The organism is Mesorhizobium sp. M0771, from assembly GCF_040320155.1.
Classification (GTDB): Bacteria; Pseudomonadota; Alphaproteobacteria; order Rhizobiales; family Rhizobiaceae; genus Mesorhizobium.
In genome coordinates, this window is sequence record NZ_JAMYPC010000022.1 from 48508 (window position 1) to 65962 (window position 17455).

The following is a 17455-nucleotide window of genomic DNA, read 5'->3' on the forward strand; positions in this document are numbered from 1 at the left end:
CGAGATCAAGGTGGGGATGCGAAGTGTCCGGAACATTAAACAAACATCCGCAATTTTTCCACCAAGCCGCAGTGCTCACAATACTAAACGATTGAAGTGTTGGTGGTTGCCATTCGAGGTTGAAAAACCAGCATTTTATGTTGCGGACAGCCCTTGTCTAGGCTCTATGTGTCCAGCCTATCAGGGGGGTGTGAGTGTCGGAAGTTGAAAAATCGGTCTTTCAAAGCGATCTGCCTTTAAAGGAAAAGCTCGAGCGAGCCAGGATGGAATTGCTCGACCTTTCTGCTCGCAACCGACTTTTGAATGTGCCACGGTTTTCAAAGAGCGCGAAGACGATCGATATTGTCGACGAGAGGTCGTCTGAGATCTATCGATTGCTGGTGAGCGACGGAAAGGCTTTTACCTTCCTGGCCGGCAAGCCGGATCGGCCGAAGGCAGGCCAGGTTGAAAGCAGCCCTCCAGACGAGGAAATCGACTATTCCCCCGTTGCTCTTGCTCAGCCTGAGGACGAAGGATTCGACGACAGAGGGGTATCTGCGCGACATTCTGACACCAAGCTTCAGACGAGGATGACCCCAACGGGGCTGCAGCGCCGGCTCCTTGATCTCTACCACGATGCCCGCACACTTGAGGAAGAGCAGGGCGTCAATATCCTCTTTCTGGCCCTTGGCATGCTGAAGTGGATTGACCCGAGCAACAAAGAAAACATCCGCCAGGCTCCTCTCATTTTGGTCCCGGTACGGCTGGAGCGAGGGGCCGCTGGAGAAAAGTTTCGGCTGCGAGCTCGTACGGAAGATCTTACCGCAAACCTCTCCTTGGAACTCTATCTCGACCGCATTCACAAGCTCGCCCTGCCGCGTTTTGAAGTAGGAGACGACTTCGACGTCTCGGCCTATCTCGATGCCGTTGCCGAAGCAGTGTCGACCAAAGAGGGTTGGCAGGTGCTTGCCGATGATATGGTGCTCGGCTTCTTCTCGTTCGCTAAGTTCTTGATGTACCGTGACCTGGATCCGGATCTCTGGCCGGATGGCGCAAAGATTATCGAACAACCGAAGATCCGCTCGCTTCTTTCAGATGGTTTCGAAACACGCGAACCGCTGATGTCGGACGACATTGCGATTGATCCGCATATCGCGCCTGCCGAAATGTTGCATATCGTCGACAGTGACAGTTCTCAGACGCTGGCGATCCATGATGCAAGAAAGGGTCGCGACCTCGTTATCCAAGGTCCTCCCGGGACAGGAAAATCGCAGACGATCGCAAACATTATCGGGTCGGCCGTTGCCGATGGAAAGACCGTGTTGTTCGTTGCGGAAAAAATGGCCGCACTTGAGGTCGTAAAGCGACGGCTTGACACTGCGGGGGTGGGGGACGCCTGCCTTGAGCTCCATAGCAACAAGGCAAACAAGCGCATGATGCTGGAGGAGTTGCGGCGCACCTGGCAACTCGGATCGCCTCGCGGACAGCTTGCTTCTTCCCTTACTGAACGCCTGCTGGAGGCTAGGGATAAACTCAATGCACATGCTACAAGGATGCATGTTCCATTTGGAACGTCCGAACTCACTCCATACCAGGTTCTTGGCCAGCTAACCCGACTAAGGCAGAACGGGCAAAAGACAGTTGATATTGAACTTGAGGATGCCACCGCTTGGACGAATGACGGTGTCTCGCAACGTCGCAAACTTCTCGATGACGTGTCTCAGCGGATCAACGAGATCGGCTTGCCGATCCACCACCCATGGCGGGGAGTTGGCCTGGATGTCGTCCTACCAACGACCATTGAGAGGCTCGTCCCACGCATTGCGTCGTCGCTGGATCAAGCAAAGGCTCTGCACGCCAAACTGGCCGATATTGCTGAGCGGATCGAGGCGAAGCCTCCGCAAATCCTCAGCGACAGCGGCGAGGTAGAAGATCGCGCTGAGCTTCTCGCGTCCGCACCTGGACTTCCTGCCGAGGCGCTAGTCTCGCCGGTTTGGGATGAGCGTCCAAAGGACATTGCATCGCTTCTCTGGACAGGAACAGATTTCAACCGCAAATCCGAGGAACTGTCGGAGCAGTTGGTGGCGACGGCTATCGACACGCCAATTGAAGGTCTCGAGACAGAGCTTGCTAAGCTTCCTTCAGACTTTCCGAAAGATGGTTTCGTTCGTGCGCGCCAGCTAACCGTGTTGCTCCCACGCTTAAGAGAAGAAGCTGAGCGGCTAAATCAAGAACTGGGGTCTACGGTTTTACCGGACACGCTTGCAGGACTCCTCAGGTTAGTGATGACCGGCGAGAGAGTTGCGGCAGCCCCCGATGCGAGCCCTGAGGCATTCGCAGCCACAGTTTGGGACTCCGGGCTGGAACAGGCTGGTGACCTTGCCGACAGCGTAGCAACGCTAGAGACTGCTAGAGCCGAGCTTCAGGGCAAAGTTGTTGATGCCGCGTGGAGTACCAACGTGGCCGCGGCGCGGCAAGCGCTCGCCGAGCACACGGGAATATTGAAAGCATTGAATGGCGACTACCGTCGTGCCACTGCACTTGTGCGGACTATTTTGGTGGCCCCTAGCGCGCCTGCGGCGGAGATAGTGGGTCTCCTCGACATTCTAATGAAGGGCCAAGCGGCCGCAGCAAAAGTGCGGGAAGGCGACGCCTTTGGCGGTTCCGCCTTCGGAGCCGATTGGCGCGGTGAGAGATCGTCTTCGGCACCACTCCAGGCCTTAGTGGAGTGGATGCGCACGCTGAGGGGACTTGGCTCGGAACCGCGAATTATAGCCGGGCGGATGGCGGAGCGCTCTGAAGCGGGCGCGCGTGCGGTCCGAGTTCGTAAGGTGATCGACATCGGTCAGCCGATTATCGAGGGGTTTTGGAACGATTTAGGCCACCTTGCGTCATCCCTGCAAGGTGACGTGGCTTCCGCCGAGCGGGCCTCGCTGCAAATGATGGAAGCGAAGGCAAGCACTGTAGCTCAAGCCGATGACGCGTCACGACAGGTTCTGACTGACGTTCCAGATCTGATCAGTGAGCGGGTGGAGATACTACGCCGACTAGGCAGACTACAAGCGCTTGATCAAGAGATCGAGGACGGGGAAAGCCTTGGCAAGTTCGCATTCGGCTCGTCGTGGCTCGGTCGAGGATCCGATTGGGCCGCTCTCGCGCAAGCCGAACTTTGGCTGAGAGAAAATGGCTCAATCCGGCATTTGGCTGCGCGGTTGCCTGAAAGAAAAGAGATCGCAAACTTGGCGCGTTCAGCGCGTGAAGCGGCCCAAGCGGCAGCGCGGGAATTGAAGGCGCTTGCAGGGGATTTGAAAGCCGATGCTCCCTCCTTGTTTGGAGTAGACGATTTTCCAGACGTCGCGATAGTCGAGGTTGTTTCTCGACTGGAGGGGTGGCTTGATCATCAGGAACAGCTCTCAAAATGGGTTGCCTATGGAGAGCGATCCGAAACAGCCCGAAAGGCTGGACTGGGACAGTTGATAGACGGCCTGGCCGACGGCCAGATTACAACAGGATCGGCGCGATCAGTCTTCGATATGGCCTACTACGAACGAATGTTTCTAGCGATGGCGACCGATGAGCCGGAGCTGGCAAGGTTCGACGGGGAATTGCATTCCAGGGCTGTACGTGACTTCGCGGATCTGGACCGACAGAGGATCAAGGCCGGTGCCATCGAAGTTGTGACGGCTCATCACCGAAAAATTCCTTCAAGAGACGGCGGAGCTGGACCAGTCGGACTGCTTCGTTCTGAGATGGCGCGCAGACGGGGCCACATGCCTATCCGGCAGTTGATGCAGAAGGCAGGGCCTGCCATCCAGGCACTCAAGCCAGTGTTCATGATGAGCCCGCTTTCGGTGGCCCAATTCCTGTCGCCCGGCAGGATGTCCTTCGATCTTCTTGTGATGGACGAGGCGTCTCAGATACAGCCTGTGGACGCGCTCGGCTCGATCGCCAGGGCCAATCAGGTGGTCGTTGTTGGCGACGAACGCCAACTGCCACCCACGACATTCTTCGCCAAGGTGACAGGCTCGCAGTCTGAAGATGACGAGGGTGAGGGCGCGCAGGTCGCCGACATCGAAAGCATCCTCGGCCTGTTCACGGCCCGCGGCTTGCCGCAGCGTATGCTCCGCTGGCACTACCGTAGCCGTCACCAATCTCTGATCGCCGTATCGAACAGCCAGTTCTACGAGAACCGGCTTTTCATCGTGCCAAGCCCCTATACTCAAGAGGCAGGCATGGGGTTGCGGTTTCATCATGTGCCAGAGGGGGTCTTCGATTCCGGTGGCACAGGAACCAATCCGGTAGAGGCGAGAGCAGTAGCCGAAGCGATCATCCGTCATGCGAAGGTGAACCCGCGAGAGACTCTAGGCGTTGCAACATTTTCGGTTAGCCAACGCCGCGCGATCCAGGATGAACTCGAAGGGCTGCGGCGACTAAATCCCGATACGGAGGCGTTCTTTCACGCGCACCCCAGCGAGCCATTCTTCGTCAAGAGCCTTGAAAATGTTCAAGGCGATGAGCGCGACGTGATCATGATCTCAGTGGGGTATGCCAAGAATGCGCAGGGGTACATGGCCATGCGTTTCGGCCCTCTTGGTGCGGAAGGCGGCGAGCGTCGGCTCAACGTCCTCATAAGCCGCGCCAAGCGCAGCTGCGAAGTATTCGCGTCCATCACAGACGAGGACATCGACCTGGAGCGTGGCAAAGGGAAAGGCATCTTCGCCTTCAAGCTCTTCTTGCACTACGCGAGAACAGGGCGAATTTCGCTTGCCCAGGCCACGGTTCGCGAAATGGATTCAATCTTTGAAGAGCAGGTAGCCAACGCGCTGATCGGAAAGGGTTACCAGGTTCATGCTCAGGTTGGCATTGCAGGCTTCTTCATCGATCTCGCGGTTGCTGATCCGGAGAGGCCAGGCCGCTATATTCTTGGCATCGAATGTGATGGCGCAGAATATCATTCATCGCGCTCGGCCCGAGATCGAGACCGGCTACGGCAGTCTGTTCTGGAAGACCATGGTTGGATAATCCATCGCATCTGGAACGCTGACTGGTTTCAGAGGCCACGCGAGCAGCTGGAGCGAACCATATTAGCGATTGAGGCTGCGAGAAAAGAGCTCGATGAGCGGGCCGAATTGGGGGTCCAGAGAAATCGTGCTGTAGCCGTGCAGGTTGTTACGGTCGACAGAGGCAACGTGACGGAAATCGGTCTCGAAAGCACAAAGGGATCCGAGATACCCAATCGAGCCTACGAAGAGGCCGAACTAAACCGACCGGGATCGTTCGAACTCCACGAGACGCCCAGCGGAATCATGGCCGGACTGGTCGAGCAGGTGGTGGCTATAGAAACACCAATCCATGTCGACGAAATAGTTTCGCGTATTCGGGGCGCGTGGGGTCTGCAGCGGGCCGGTGGCAGGATTCAGGATGCAATCGAGCGAGGGGTAGGCCTAGCGCAGAGAGGTGGTGCAGTAGCCCGTCGAGGCAGCTTCTGCTTCAAGCCAGGTGCTCCTGTTCGTCTCAGGGATCGCAGCGGCGTCGTGTCCGCTGGATTGCGCAAGCCCGAAATGATTGCGCAGGACGAAGTCGCCCAAGGCGCCATGGAAGTCGTGAAATCCAACCTCGGTGCGACGGAGGAAGAAATCGCAATAACCGTTGCGAGAATGCTGGGCTTCAAAGCCACAAGTGCACAATTGCGGCAGTTGATTTCAGCTGGGGTCGCCGATTTGATGGCCAAGGGCTTGCTGCGGCCCCAAGACGGTTTGTTGGTGGCCGGCGAGTCCGCGAGCGAGGCATTAGCTGAAGTGTGACTGGGCATTGTAGAGCCCTCGTTGCAATCTCTGTTGAAGCTCGGAACACCTCTTTTGCTGGCGGAGGCCGAATGGCATTTCGATTCGTACACACGGCCGATATTCATCTCGACTCGCCGCTGCGTTCGCTCGCGATGCGTAATCCCGATCTTGCCGGGCTCGTGGGCGACGCCAGCCGCCAGGCATTCGTTTCGATAGTGGATCTCTGCCTAGAGGAACGCGTGGATGCGTTGGTAATAGCCGGCGACCTATACGATGGTGATCAAACCTCGATGAAGACGGCGCGGTTCCTGGCAGCGCAGATGACACGCCTGCACCAGGCCGGCATCAGGGTTTTCAAGATCCGCGGCAATCATGACGCCCTGTCGCGGATTTCCAAACAGCTGGTGTTTCCTGACACCGTGACCATTTTTGGCGGTCGTGCTCAGTCGGTATTGCAGACAGCCGGCGGTGTGGACGTCGTTTTCCATGGTTTGAGCTTTGCGAACCCTAAGGCGCCGGACAGCCTGCTGCCCAAATATCCGGCTGCTCGCGAAGGAGCCGTCAATATTGGCATCATGCATACCAGTCTGGCCGGATCGCCCGGTCACGACGTTTACGCGCCCTGCAGCATCGCTGACCTGCACGCCCACGGTTTCGACTATTGGGGGCTTGGCCACATTCATCTTCGCCAAGTCCATTCCGGCGCAAGCACGGTGGTGATGCCGGGAATACCGCAGGGGAGGGATATCAACGAGGCCGGCGAGAAATCAGTCACCCTTGTGACGGTGCGAGACGACCGTTCGGTGGAGATCGAGGAAAGGCTGACCAGCGTTGCGCAGTTCGAAAGGGTCAGCGTCGACCTTACGGGAGCAGTGGAGTGGTCCGAGGCCGTCGCGCGTGTTCGAAACGCACTCGAAGAGATGCGGGCCGCCGTCCGGTCGCGTCATGCTGTGGCCCGCGTTGGCCTAACAGGAACATCACCATTGTTATGGGCGCTGATCCGCGACAGAGATCTCCTTCTTGCCGAAGCCGAACAGGCTGCGGAACAGCTAGGCCAAACGTGGGTGGAGAAGCTCGAGCTTGACCTCGCGCCACCTCGGGCGGAGACGGCCGAGGATATTGCTGATCCGATTTTCGAACTCGAGCAATCCATGCGCGCCGATGCCACCTCGGATGCCTTCCGCGCCGAGGCGAGGGCGTTCGTCCAAAGGATGGTCGCCGACCTTCCGGCCGACGGACGGGATTTTGCTGGGAAGGACGAAGCCGGGCTGGAACGGTTCCTCGATCAGGTGCTTTCCAAGGGCGCAGACTTGGTGACTTCCCGCCTTAAGTCCGGTGGAGCGTCATGAGGCTGCAGCGCCTTGACCTCATTCGCTATGGAAAGTTCACCGATGGTACGATCGACTTCGGACCCAAACCGGAATCCGGACCTGATCTGCATATCGTGTTTGGCCTGAATGAGGCCGGCAAATCGACAGCGCTTTCCGCCTATCTAGATTTGCTGTTCGGCATCGAGGAACGGAGCCGCTACAACTTCCTGCATGAGTACAGCGCAATGCGCATCGGTGGGGTTCTGGAACTGGCCGGCTCCGAGCACACGTTCACGCGTACGAAACAGCGTACTAATTCGCTATTGAACGCGACGGGCCAATCGATGAGCGAGGTGGCGATCACGGCGCATCTCGCCGGACTGTCGCGTGACGCTTACACGACTATGTTTTCACTCGATGACGAGACGCTGGAAGCCGGCGGAAAATCGATCCTGGAGTCGCGGGGCGACCTCGGCAAGCTCCTCTTCACGGCCAGCGCCGGTCTTGGGAACGCAAGCGATACGTTGAACGCCCTCGAGGCCGAAGCAGACGCGCTGTATCGGAAGCAGGCGCATGGCACCGAACTGGCGCTGCTGAAGAAGCGCCTTGTTGACGTGAAGTCGCGCAGGGATGCGATCGACACACTTGCATCGACCTATGAGGGGCTGGAGGCCGAACGTCTCGATGCATCGCAGCAGTACGGCCGAACCATCAGCGATCGGGCGGTGCTGGTGGCCAGGCTGGATACCATTGCTCGTTACGTACGTGCTGCGCCGATGCTGGCGGATATGCGCCGCAAGATTGCCCGGCTGGATCAGCTGCCGGACATCACCTCCCCAGCCCGGACATGGACGGGAAGTGTCACCGAACTGATCGATGACGATGCCAGCCTCAGAACGCGACTGTCCGCAAACATCGATGAGGTCGAGCGGCTGTCGGCAAAAGTCACTGCGGTCGACGAGGACGAACGGATCCTGTCGATTTCCGAACGCATTCGCAGCCTGGCGGAGGGCAAGGTGCGCCATACCGCGGCTGGCTTTGACTTGCCCACTCGCAGGATGGGGCTGCAAATCCTCAACAACACCGTGGCAAGCTGCCTTGCCGCCTTGGGCCGGTCTTCCGAGCCGGATCCTGCCGCACTGCTTCTGCCTGCCGTCACAGTTGGCGTCGTTCGCGCTATGGTCGAGCAGAGGTCCGGTATTGCCACGGGCGCGCGCGCCGCCCGCGACGAGGCGGCGGCAGCACTCGATGCGTTGCAGGTGGCAAGGCAGCGGGTCGGCGAGGAAAGGGCGGTGCCCGAACCCGCCAGGGCAAGGCTGGGCTCGGCTTTGTCGAAAGCGCGAGCAAGCGGACACAAGGCAGAGATCAAGACGGCTCGCGAGGCGGGAGATGCGGGAACAATCCGATGGAAGGCATCACTGGCTCGCTTGCGTCCATGGAACGGAGATGCCCTCGCTCTCGTCAACGTTGCGGTTCCGAGCGCCGGGCAGATTGCCGCCTGGAAGACAGTAGCGTCAGTACTGGCAAGGAACACCGCGGTACTTGCCGAACGCCTCGCCGAATACGAGGGCCACCATGCAATGCTCGCCGCACGATTGGATGCCCTTCGAGCCTCGGTCGACGTTGTCGACGATGAAGCGGCTGCCGCCATCCGCCGTCTCCGCGATGATGCGTGGGCAACGCACCGCGCAGTGTTGACTGGTGACACCGCTGACGATTTCGCCGTGGCACTGACGCGCGATGACGTTGCCAGCGCAGGCCGGCTGGCCGGCGCGGCGGATCTGGCCGAGATCCGGGCAATGACGCGTGCCCTGGCCGAGGCCACGGCCAACCTGTCACGAAACGGCATCCAAAGCCAACAGCTCGTCAAGGATGCGGATACCCAATTGTTGGAAATCCGTGTGGCCGCCAGCGACCTCCTCGGAGAAGCCCTGGAACCTTCGTCTGAGCGCCTGATCGAAAGGATCGAGGATCAGATCGAGGGGCGCAGCGATGCGCTCGCTGCCTGGGAGCAGATCGAACTTGCTCGCTTGAAAGCCGAGCGAGCCGCTGACGCAGGCGAGCAGATACACTTGGAAATGAGAGCGGCGCTGGAAAGTGTCGGCATAGTATCAGAGCCCGGCGACACCCTCGAAGCAATCATGGCCATCGCGGAGCTGTTTCTGGACCGGCAGCGCAAGGTGGACGCCGAGTATGCCGAGGCGCTCAGGATGGTGAGTTCCAAAGAAGAGGATCTAGCTGCCCGACGGGTTGCGGTAGGGGTGGCGGAGCGTCGCGAGGAGGAATGGCTGGCCGGCATTACCGAAGCGCTCAAGGGAACGTGGCTCGAAAGCGGTCTGTCCGCGTCAGGCGTTGGCGCTGTGCTCGATCAATTGGCCGAACTGTCAAGAAGCCTGCAGGAACGGGAGGATCTGCAGCTGCGTATCGACAAGATGGAGGCCGATAGGGCCAATTTTCTGGTCGAGGTCATCGCCGTTGCGGTCGAAGCCGACGAGCCGACGAAGGATGGCGAGCCGGAGCAGTTGGCTACCCGCCTTGCCGAGCGCCTGGAGCGTGCCGAGCGGACACGTGAAACGAAGGCAAGCCTCGGCAACGAGCTGAAGCGCCTCAAGGAGGCGCGCGAAATCCTCGACACCGAGATTTCGGCACACGAACGCCGCAAGAATGAAGTGCTGGGCGTCTTTGGCGTCGCCACTCTGTCCGAGGTAGTCGAACGCGACGAGCTGCTGCGTGAGCGCGATGGCTTGCGCACTACCGTCGCCGAACTTGAGGAGCGGATAGTGGCGGAACTCGCAGTCGATGGATTCGACCAGGCACGCTCGATCCTGGACGCGATCGATTTCGACAGCCTCGCGGTCGAGAAGGCTGAGGGCGAGCAGCGGCTTCGCCAGTTCGATGAAATCATCCAGCAACAGCTGATCCGACAGACCCGCGCGGCAGACAAGTTGGACGCCATCGGCGGTGACAGCGCGGTTGCCCGCCTGGATGCCGAACGGCGCACAACCCTGTTGGAAATCGAGGAGAAGGCCACCCGCTACATTGAGCTGAAGCTTGGTATCATGTCGGCTGGAAATGCTTTGCGGATCTACCGTGAGAACCACCGTTCGGGGATGATGGCGCGTGCATCAGACGCATTCAAGCTAATGACCCGTGGGCAGTATTCAGGCCTTACAACCCAGCCCGTCAAAGGCGAGGAGGTTCTCATCGCGGTGCAGCGCGACGGGCAATCCAAGCTCGCTGAAGCGCTTTCGAAGGGCGCGCGCTTTCAGCTCTACCTAGCACTGAGGCTCGCCGGTTATTACGAGTTCGCCCAATTCCGGCCCTCGGTTCCCTTCATCGCCGACGACATCATGGAAACCTTTGACCATATTCGCTCGGAGGAAGTTTTTAGATTGTTTGGGGAGATGGCGAACACAGGTCAGGTCATCTATCTCACGCACCACAAGCACCTATGTGAAATCGCCAAGGCTGTTGTGCCACAATCTACCATTCACCAGCTGGATTAGGCTCGATTAGAATTCGCGTCAAAACGGTTCAACTAACCAACTCGTCTGACATAGGAACCTTCGATCGAATCCGTCATGACGTCCCATAGAGGCTGAGAAATGCCTATTTTGTTCTGCAATGTTGCGTGGATGAACGACTACGCCGGGCGGAGCGCGGATGCCCGCCTCTCGGTGGCGGGGCATTTCGAGTAAGCAGGGTTATTGCGCCGAAGAATGCAACTTTGTTGCAGCCAACGACGGGTACGTTTACGTCGCTTCGAGACGATTAAGGGCGAATTGGATCGGCAGGTGCGCCCACAATATGGGTTCAGTTCAAGGGGCGTAACCCGCCCAGCACTACAAGGATAAGATCAGGTCGTTCAGGGCTAGGACGCTCGCCGAAAATGCATTCGTGCTGCCCCGGAGGGATAGGCACCGCGTCAAAGGGTGGAGTGGCCAGGCAAGCTGATGGTATGCGAACGATACGACAGATCGATCCGCCAGAGCATTCGTCAAGAGAGTAAAGGCATTATCGAAGGCGAGCCAGTCGCTCCCGTCGGGGCATCGCCCGCAAGCGGAGGATCGCGCCGCGCCGTGCATGCGATTGGACCTCTCGTCCCGCTGCGCTGCTGAGAACTCTCCTGTCAGGCGGTCTAGGTTCCGCGCTTCGGGCCGAGCAGGAAAACTATGAGGGCAGCGACGAACGTGGCAACAGCACTGTAGGCAATGGCGCTGGCGATCCCCGCATTCTCCACCAACAGCCCGCCGAAAATCGCGCCGGCTGCGATTGCCACTTGGAATGCTACGACCATCAGCACACCGGCGCTTTCGGCCTGCTCGGGAACGGCCCGCCGCACCATCCACGTCTGTAATCCCACCGGCACCGCGCCGAAGGCAAAGCCCCACGCGCCAACCGCAATCCCCGAGGCGAAGGCCGATGCTCCCGCCGTCAGTAGCGAAACAGCCGCTATCCCTATGAGCAGCGGTGCAAGGGCCGCGACTGCCTTGAGACTGTACTCGGCCAGAAGCCCGCCGGCCAAATTGCCGAAGAATCCGCCGATGCCAAAAGCAAGCAACACAAGCGAGATCGTCTCGACGTCAAGCGCGGGAATCTTTTCGAGGAAGGCGCGGATATAGGTGATTCCGGCGAAGTGGCCGGAAGCGACCAGCAGGATGACAAAAAGCGCAACCTTGACCATCGGAATCTTTGCCACATCCAGCAGGCTGCGGACGCTAGTCACTCCAATCGGAGGCAGTCTCGGAATGGTTATGAGCTGCACGAGCAGTGTAGCGACGCCGCCGGCTGCGGCGAGCATGAAGGCGCTTCGCCATCCCCAGATATCGCCGACATAAGCGCCGATTGGAGCTGCGCAGACGGTAGCTACGGAAACGCCGGTGAGGATGGTCGACATAGCGCGAGGCAGGAGGTGGCTTGGAACGAGCCGCATCGCCAGTGCTGCCGACATCGACCAGAAGCCTCCGAGCGCTATGCCGAGCACGATGCGTGCAGTCAGGAGAACCGCCAGCGACCACGCGCCGGCCGCCAGAACGTCCGACAAGATCAGCAGGACCGTCATGGTCCACATGACGGTCCTGCGGTCCAGGCGCTTTGTGATGATGGCCACCGTCGGCGCCGAGATCGCCCCGACGATAGCTGTCGCCGTCATCGCCTGTCCAGCCGCTCCCTCGCTGATACCGAGATCATGCGCGAGGGGCGTGAGCAGGCTGACAGGCAGAAACTCTGCCGTGACCAGCCCGAAGGTGCCCAAGGAAAGCGAAATGACGGCACCCCATGCCGGGCCAGACGGTGGGACTGGCTTTTCTGGGTCGTGCAGAACAGCGTTCATAACGCCTGCTGCGGATCGGGTCATGAACGAAGTCTCCACTTTGATGCAATGCAACGTGATGTTGGCTGCCTTGACCCAAATCTAAAAACACAAGCGCATTTCCCGGCGGCGTTGTACGGAGGAGGGGATGTTCATTGCTTCGCGATACTTTGTGACGGTGCGGCGCGCAACATCGATGCCGGTTTCCTTCAGCCGGACAGCGATGTCCTCGTCGGAAAGCACGTCGCCGGGAGATTCTGCGGCAATGATCGCTTTGATCCGATGCCGGACAGCTTCGGCGGAGTGCGCATCGCCGCCTTGGCAGGACGCGATCGCGACGGTGAAAAAATACTTCAGTTCAAAAACTCCGCGCGGGGTAAGCATGTACTTGTTCGAGGTCACCCGGCTTACCGTCGACTCGTGCACGCCGATCGCTTCAGCGACGGTTCTAAGATTGAGAGGCCGCAGGTGGGCGACGCCATGTTCCAAAAAGGCATCCTGCTGACGCACGATTTCAGCCGCAACCTTAACAATTGTCTTGGCGCGCTGATCGAGGCTGCGGATTAGCCAGTTCGCGTTTTGCAAGCATTCTTCGAGAAATGCTTGATCTTTCGAATTTTGGGCAGTCTGACGCGTGACTTCGGCATAGTAGGTTTGGTTGATCAGCAGCTTCGGCAGCGTGGCGGGATCAAGTTCGATCTGCCACCCGCCTTGCGGCGAGGGTGTGACCCAGACGTCGGGTATGATTGATTCAGAGGCACCGGATTCGAATCTGTTCCCAGGCTTTGGATCGAGCGCACGAACCTCATGCATCATGTCGAGAAGGTCTTCTTCATCGACGCCGCAATGCTGCTTCAGCGCCTCAAAATCGCGTCGCGCAAGCATTTCAAGATGAGCAACCAAAGCTGCCATTGCCGGGTCGAGCCGGTTTCGCTGGCGCAACTGAATCTCGAGGCATTCTCTGAGACTTCGCGCAAAAACTCCCGGTGGATCAAATTGTTGCAAGGTTCCGAGAACCCGTTCCACAACAGCCTCATGGACATTTAGGCTCTCGGCCAGCTCCAAAAGGTTTGCCCGAAGATAGCCAGTGTCTTCCAGATCGGCGGCAAGCTGGCCAGCGATCAGCCGCTCCTGTGGTGTGAACGCAGTGAGGGCGATCTGACGAGCGACATGGTCGTGCAATGTTTCGGCGAGGGTGGCAAACTCGTCGAGGGAAGGGCCATTGCCCGGCGGGTTGTTGGTCGTGTTGCGAAGTGATTTCCATTGCCCGAGCCGTTCAGGCGACCCTGCCCCGGTCAGTCCTTCAACGGCGTTTGCACCAGGGCCGAGAGGCTGATCCGCTCCCGAAATCGAAGCATCGTCAAAAGGCCCGCCATCGTTTGACGCAGATTCCAAGAGCGGGTTCTTCTCGATTTCCCGCTCCACGAACTGATGCAGTTCGGTATGCGCCAGTTGCAGCAAGCGAATCGACTCAATGAGTTGAGGCGATGCGACGATAGATTGCTTCTGGCGCTGAAACAGGCTTGCTGAAGATTGCATGGTGAGTGCGATAATCCTGTCGAGGAGCCTCTTGGGGCCTGCAATGGCGCCAGTGAGACGTTTTCTAGGTCATGCGGCGGCTTTCAGCGTTTCAAGGACGTTTTGCGGGGATGAGACGCCATACGGGTCGGCCTCGCAGTTGTCGGAGAAACCTTCCTCCTCGAACCAGTGCTCCACCACGCCATTGTTGATCAGGGCGGCGTAACGCCATGAGCGCATCCCGAATCCGAGATTGTCCTTGGCAACCAGCATGCCCATCTTGCGTGTGAACTCGCCTGAGCCATCGGGGATGAGCTCGACCTGCTTCAGGCCCAAGGACTTCCCCCACGCATTCATGACGAAGGCGTCGTTGACTGAGAGGCAGTAAATCGCGTCAATTCCCTCCTTCTCAAACTCATCATAGAGCTCTTCGAACTTGGGCAATTGGTAGGTCGAGCAGGTCGGCGTGAAGGCGCCAGGCAGCGAGAACAGGATGACGCGCTTGCCGGCAAAGTAGTCGTCAGATGTCTTTTCTTCCCAGCGATATGGATTTGGCCCCTCGACCGACTTATCGTGAACACGCGTGAGAAAGGTGACGAAGGGAACTTTCTTTCGAACTGTCATCAAGTTGCTCCTAAAGAAGACTGCGCTGAATTCTGGCAGAGGCTGGCGCAATACCGGGCAAAGGCTCGTATGCCCGGCACGGAATGAGGGCCTCGCGGCTCGCAACCTCCTTTTCCCTCCCGACCATGGGAACGTCTTGGCGGTGTCTTGGCCACCCGAACGCAATCGATCTGAGCGATCTGGACACCGTCGAGCCGGTGCTTTCCACGGCTATGGCGCCGGAAGCGGGATCGGTTACTAGCGATCGTGCGTTTCGAAAAAGGATAGCGGCCGGAAGGAGCCAATATCGCAAGCATATGGGGGCCTGAAATGTCTTCATGCAACACACCCGCGTCACAGGACTCCGAGTCACTGGACTGGTTCAGCGTGTTGTGGATATGTGGCAGTGACCCGCCGGCCTTGGCTTGGGTGACCCTTTGACAAGGCTTTTCGGCACTCACATGCTGAACAGGACCGGCAAACCGCATTTGCGCGCGCTGCCCGTGTTGGCGTGCCGGCATCGGACCAGCCATGCGCAAAGCGGCCATCCAGAACGGACTTCCGGAGGAGACGATGCCCCGATGTTCAGCTGCAAGGGGCACCGTCTCCTCAGGCCACGGTCTGGAGCTTCGCGTGTCGGGCATGGTGCAAGTCGCTTTCATCGTGATTTGATGGTGCTCTAACCAGGAGCAGCAAGCGGCGTGCCATTTGGAATAGAGGGGCTGTTGGACCGCCCCTCCTTCTCGGAGGCCGTGTCTTAGAAGATCGGGCGCGCGCTATAACCGCCTCGTCACACAGGCAACAACGATGCTGTATGGTGCGGATATTCGGCGCTTCAGCCCCGGCTGGGCAAAGACGAACCGGAAGCCGAGCCGATGCATTACCTGAGCCTGGAGGGCACTCCAGTCATTGCGTAACGTGTGGCGCTAGCGTTCATTGGTGCGCCGGCACGGCTATCGCGAACATGCGCCTGTCGCAGCGACCATGAGCGGGCGCTCTTGGGCAAGCGCCTTGGCCCCGTGAGGATCGAATTCCCCAATCGTGTCTGTTCGCCGCCTCTTATGTTCGAAACTGGACCAGAATGTCGCAAGCCCGACCTAAAGGTCGCCGAGGCGTTCTGTCCGACACTGTTCCGTCGCCTTTGTTGGCCCGCGACACCGGCCTATTTCGCCTAGCTCTTCTCTGGCCTCAGGCTAAGCCCCTAAAAGCATCACAGATTTTTTTCTTCGGTCGGCCAAATTGGCACGAGTTTTGAAGCCTCTTCGTTGCGGGCCGGGAGCCGCCGACCGACTTTCATTTCGTGGATGGCACGAATGGAACGAAGAAAGAAAAGCAAAATGTCAAATCCGCGTCGGATAGCGTCTATGGGCATGGTGTGCTCGGCGAAACCGCCCTTACCCAACAGCTCGCCGCCCTTGTCGACCCTTGCGCAGGGAAAGCTTGGCCGGCGGCGGCTCAAACGCCCACCGCGCCGACTTTGTCCTGACCTCGAAGGTGCAAGATAACGTTCCGCATCTCGCCGCGCGATGTGCCTAGACAGTTACGCGTTAGCCGTTCTTGATAATCGGTCTGCCTTCGGAGGACGTCATCTATATGCCGTCTTAGGTCTTCGCTGCCGCAGCGCCCGCCGGTCACCTTCCGCCCTCGCTATTGAGTGAAGTGCCACCATGTCCGAACAACCTTTGCCGACGCTGCCGATGTGGCGCCTCGATCACATTGAGCCATCGCCCGAGATGTTGGCGCTACGCACCAATGGTCCGATCCACCACGTGCGCTTCCCGTCCGGGCACGAAGGCTGGTGGGTCACAGGCTATGACGAGGCCAAGGCGGTGTTGACCGACGCGGCGTTCCGGCCCGCGGGAATGCCGCCGGCGGCATTCACCCCGGATTCGGTGATTCTCGGTTCGCCAGGATGGCTGGTCTCGCACGAGGGGGGCGAGCATACGCGGCTACGCACGATCGTGGCGCCGGCCTTCAGCAACGGCAGGTTGAAGCAGCTCGCGCAGCAGGTGGAGGCGATCGCCGCGCAGTTGTTCGAGACGCTGGCGGCCCAGCCCCAGCCCGCCGATCTGCGGCGCCACCTCTCCTTTCCGCTTCCTGCGATGGTCATTGGCGCGCTGATGGGCGTGCTCTACGAGGATCACGCCTTTTTTGCAGGGCTGTCCGACGAGGTGATGACGCACCAGCATGAAAGCGGCCCGCGAAGCGCGTCGCGCTTGGCCTGGGAAGAACTCCGCGCCTACATTCGCGGCAAGATGCGGGACAAGCGCCAGGATCCGGGCGACAACGTGCTGACGGATCTGCTCGCGGCGGTCGACCAGGGCAAGGCGACCGAGGAAGAGGCGATCGGCCTGGCGGCAGGCATGCTGGTAGCGGGGCACGAGAGCACCGTGGCACAGATCGAATTTGGCCTGCTGGCCATGTTCCGCCATCCGCAACAGCGCGAACGCCTGGTGGGCGATCCATCCCTGGTGGACAAGGCGGTGGAGGAAATCCTGCGCATGTACCCGCCTGGCGCCGGCTGGGACGGCATCATGCGCTATCCGAGGACCGACGTGACCATCGCGGGCGTGCATGTTCCCGCAGAGAGCAAGGTGCTGGTCGGCCTGCCGGCGACGTCGTTCGATCCGCGCCATTTCGACGACCCGGAAATCTTCGACATCGGACGTGACGAAAACCCGCACCTGGCGTTCTCCTACGGGCCGCACAGCTGCATCGGCTTGGCGCTAGCCAGGCTGGAACTCAAAGCGGTGTTCGGTTCGATCTTCATGCGCTTTCCCGCGCTGCGCCTGGCGGTGGCGCCCGAAGAACTGGAGTTGCGCAAGGAGATCATCACTGGCGGGTTCGAGGAGTTCCCGGTGCTCTGGTGATGGGCGGACGCCACGAGGAATCGCGATGTCCTCGAATTGCCCGCGCGACTGCCGCGCGCCGATCAGATCAGCCAACCA

8 protein-coding genes are annotated in these 17455 nt (G+C 59.4%); 4 read left to right on the forward strand and 4 right to left on the reverse strand.

From position 1 onward, the window contains the following. Positions 1–194 precede the first annotated feature (194 nt). From NKI05_RS26880 to NKI05_RS26890, 3 genes are all read left to right on the forward strand, one after another. Positions 195–5783: a DUF3320 domain-containing protein gene (locus tag NKI05_RS26880; protein ID WP_352793555.1), complete on the forward strand. Its 5589-nt coding sequence runs from the start codon at positions 195–197 to the stop codon at positions 5781–5783. 71 nt (positions 5784–5854) lie between these two features. Continuing rightward, positions 5855–7114, forward strand: a complete 1260-nt coding sequence (locus tag NKI05_RS26885; protein ID WP_352793556.1) for a metallophosphoesterase family protein — start codon at positions 5855–5857, stop codon at positions 7112–7114. After that, complete coding sequence (locus NKI05_RS26890) at positions 7111–10581, forward strand: ATP-binding protein (protein WP_352793558.1); 3471 nt, start codon at positions 7111–7113, stop codon at positions 10579–10581. The genes NKI05_RS26885 and NKI05_RS26890 overlap by 4 nt, the downstream gene beginning before the upstream one ends. Positions 10582–11213: 632 nt before the next feature. On the opposite strand, the gene NKI05_RS26895 is transcribed toward NKI05_RS26890, so the two are convergent. From NKI05_RS26895 to NKI05_RS26910, 4 genes are all read right to left on the reverse strand, one after another. After that, on the reverse strand, positions 11214–12431 hold the full coding sequence (locus tag NKI05_RS26895) for an MFS transporter (protein ID WP_352793560.1): 1218 nt from the start codon (positions 12429–12431) through the stop codon (positions 11214–11216). A 57-nt stretch (positions 12432–12488) separates the two neighbouring features. Further along, on the reverse strand, positions 12489–13925 hold the full coding sequence (gene rpoN, locus NKI05_RS26900) for an RNA polymerase factor sigma-54 (RefSeq protein WP_352675866.1): 1437 nt from the start codon (positions 13923–13925) through the stop codon (positions 12489–12491). Positions 13926–13994: 69 nt separating this feature from the next. Next, on the reverse strand, positions 13995–14528 hold the full coding sequence (locus tag NKI05_RS26905) for a peroxiredoxin (RefSeq protein ID WP_352793563.1): 534 nt from the start codon (positions 14526–14528) through the stop codon (positions 13995–13997). A gap of 1189 nt (positions 14529–15717) precedes the next feature. Next, on the reverse strand, positions 15718–15966 hold the full coding sequence (locus NKI05_RS26910) for a hypothetical protein (RefSeq protein ID WP_352793565.1): 249 nt from the start codon (positions 15964–15966) through the stop codon (positions 15718–15720). A gap of 208 nt (positions 15967–16174) precedes the next feature. Between NKI05_RS26910 and NKI05_RS26915 the strand changes: the two genes are divergently transcribed. Continuing rightward, positions 16175–17377: a cytochrome P450 gene (locus NKI05_RS26915; protein ID WP_352793567.1), complete on the forward strand. Its 1203-nt coding sequence runs from the start codon at positions 16175–16177 to the stop codon at positions 17375–17377. Positions 17378–17455: the final 78 nt, after the last annotated feature.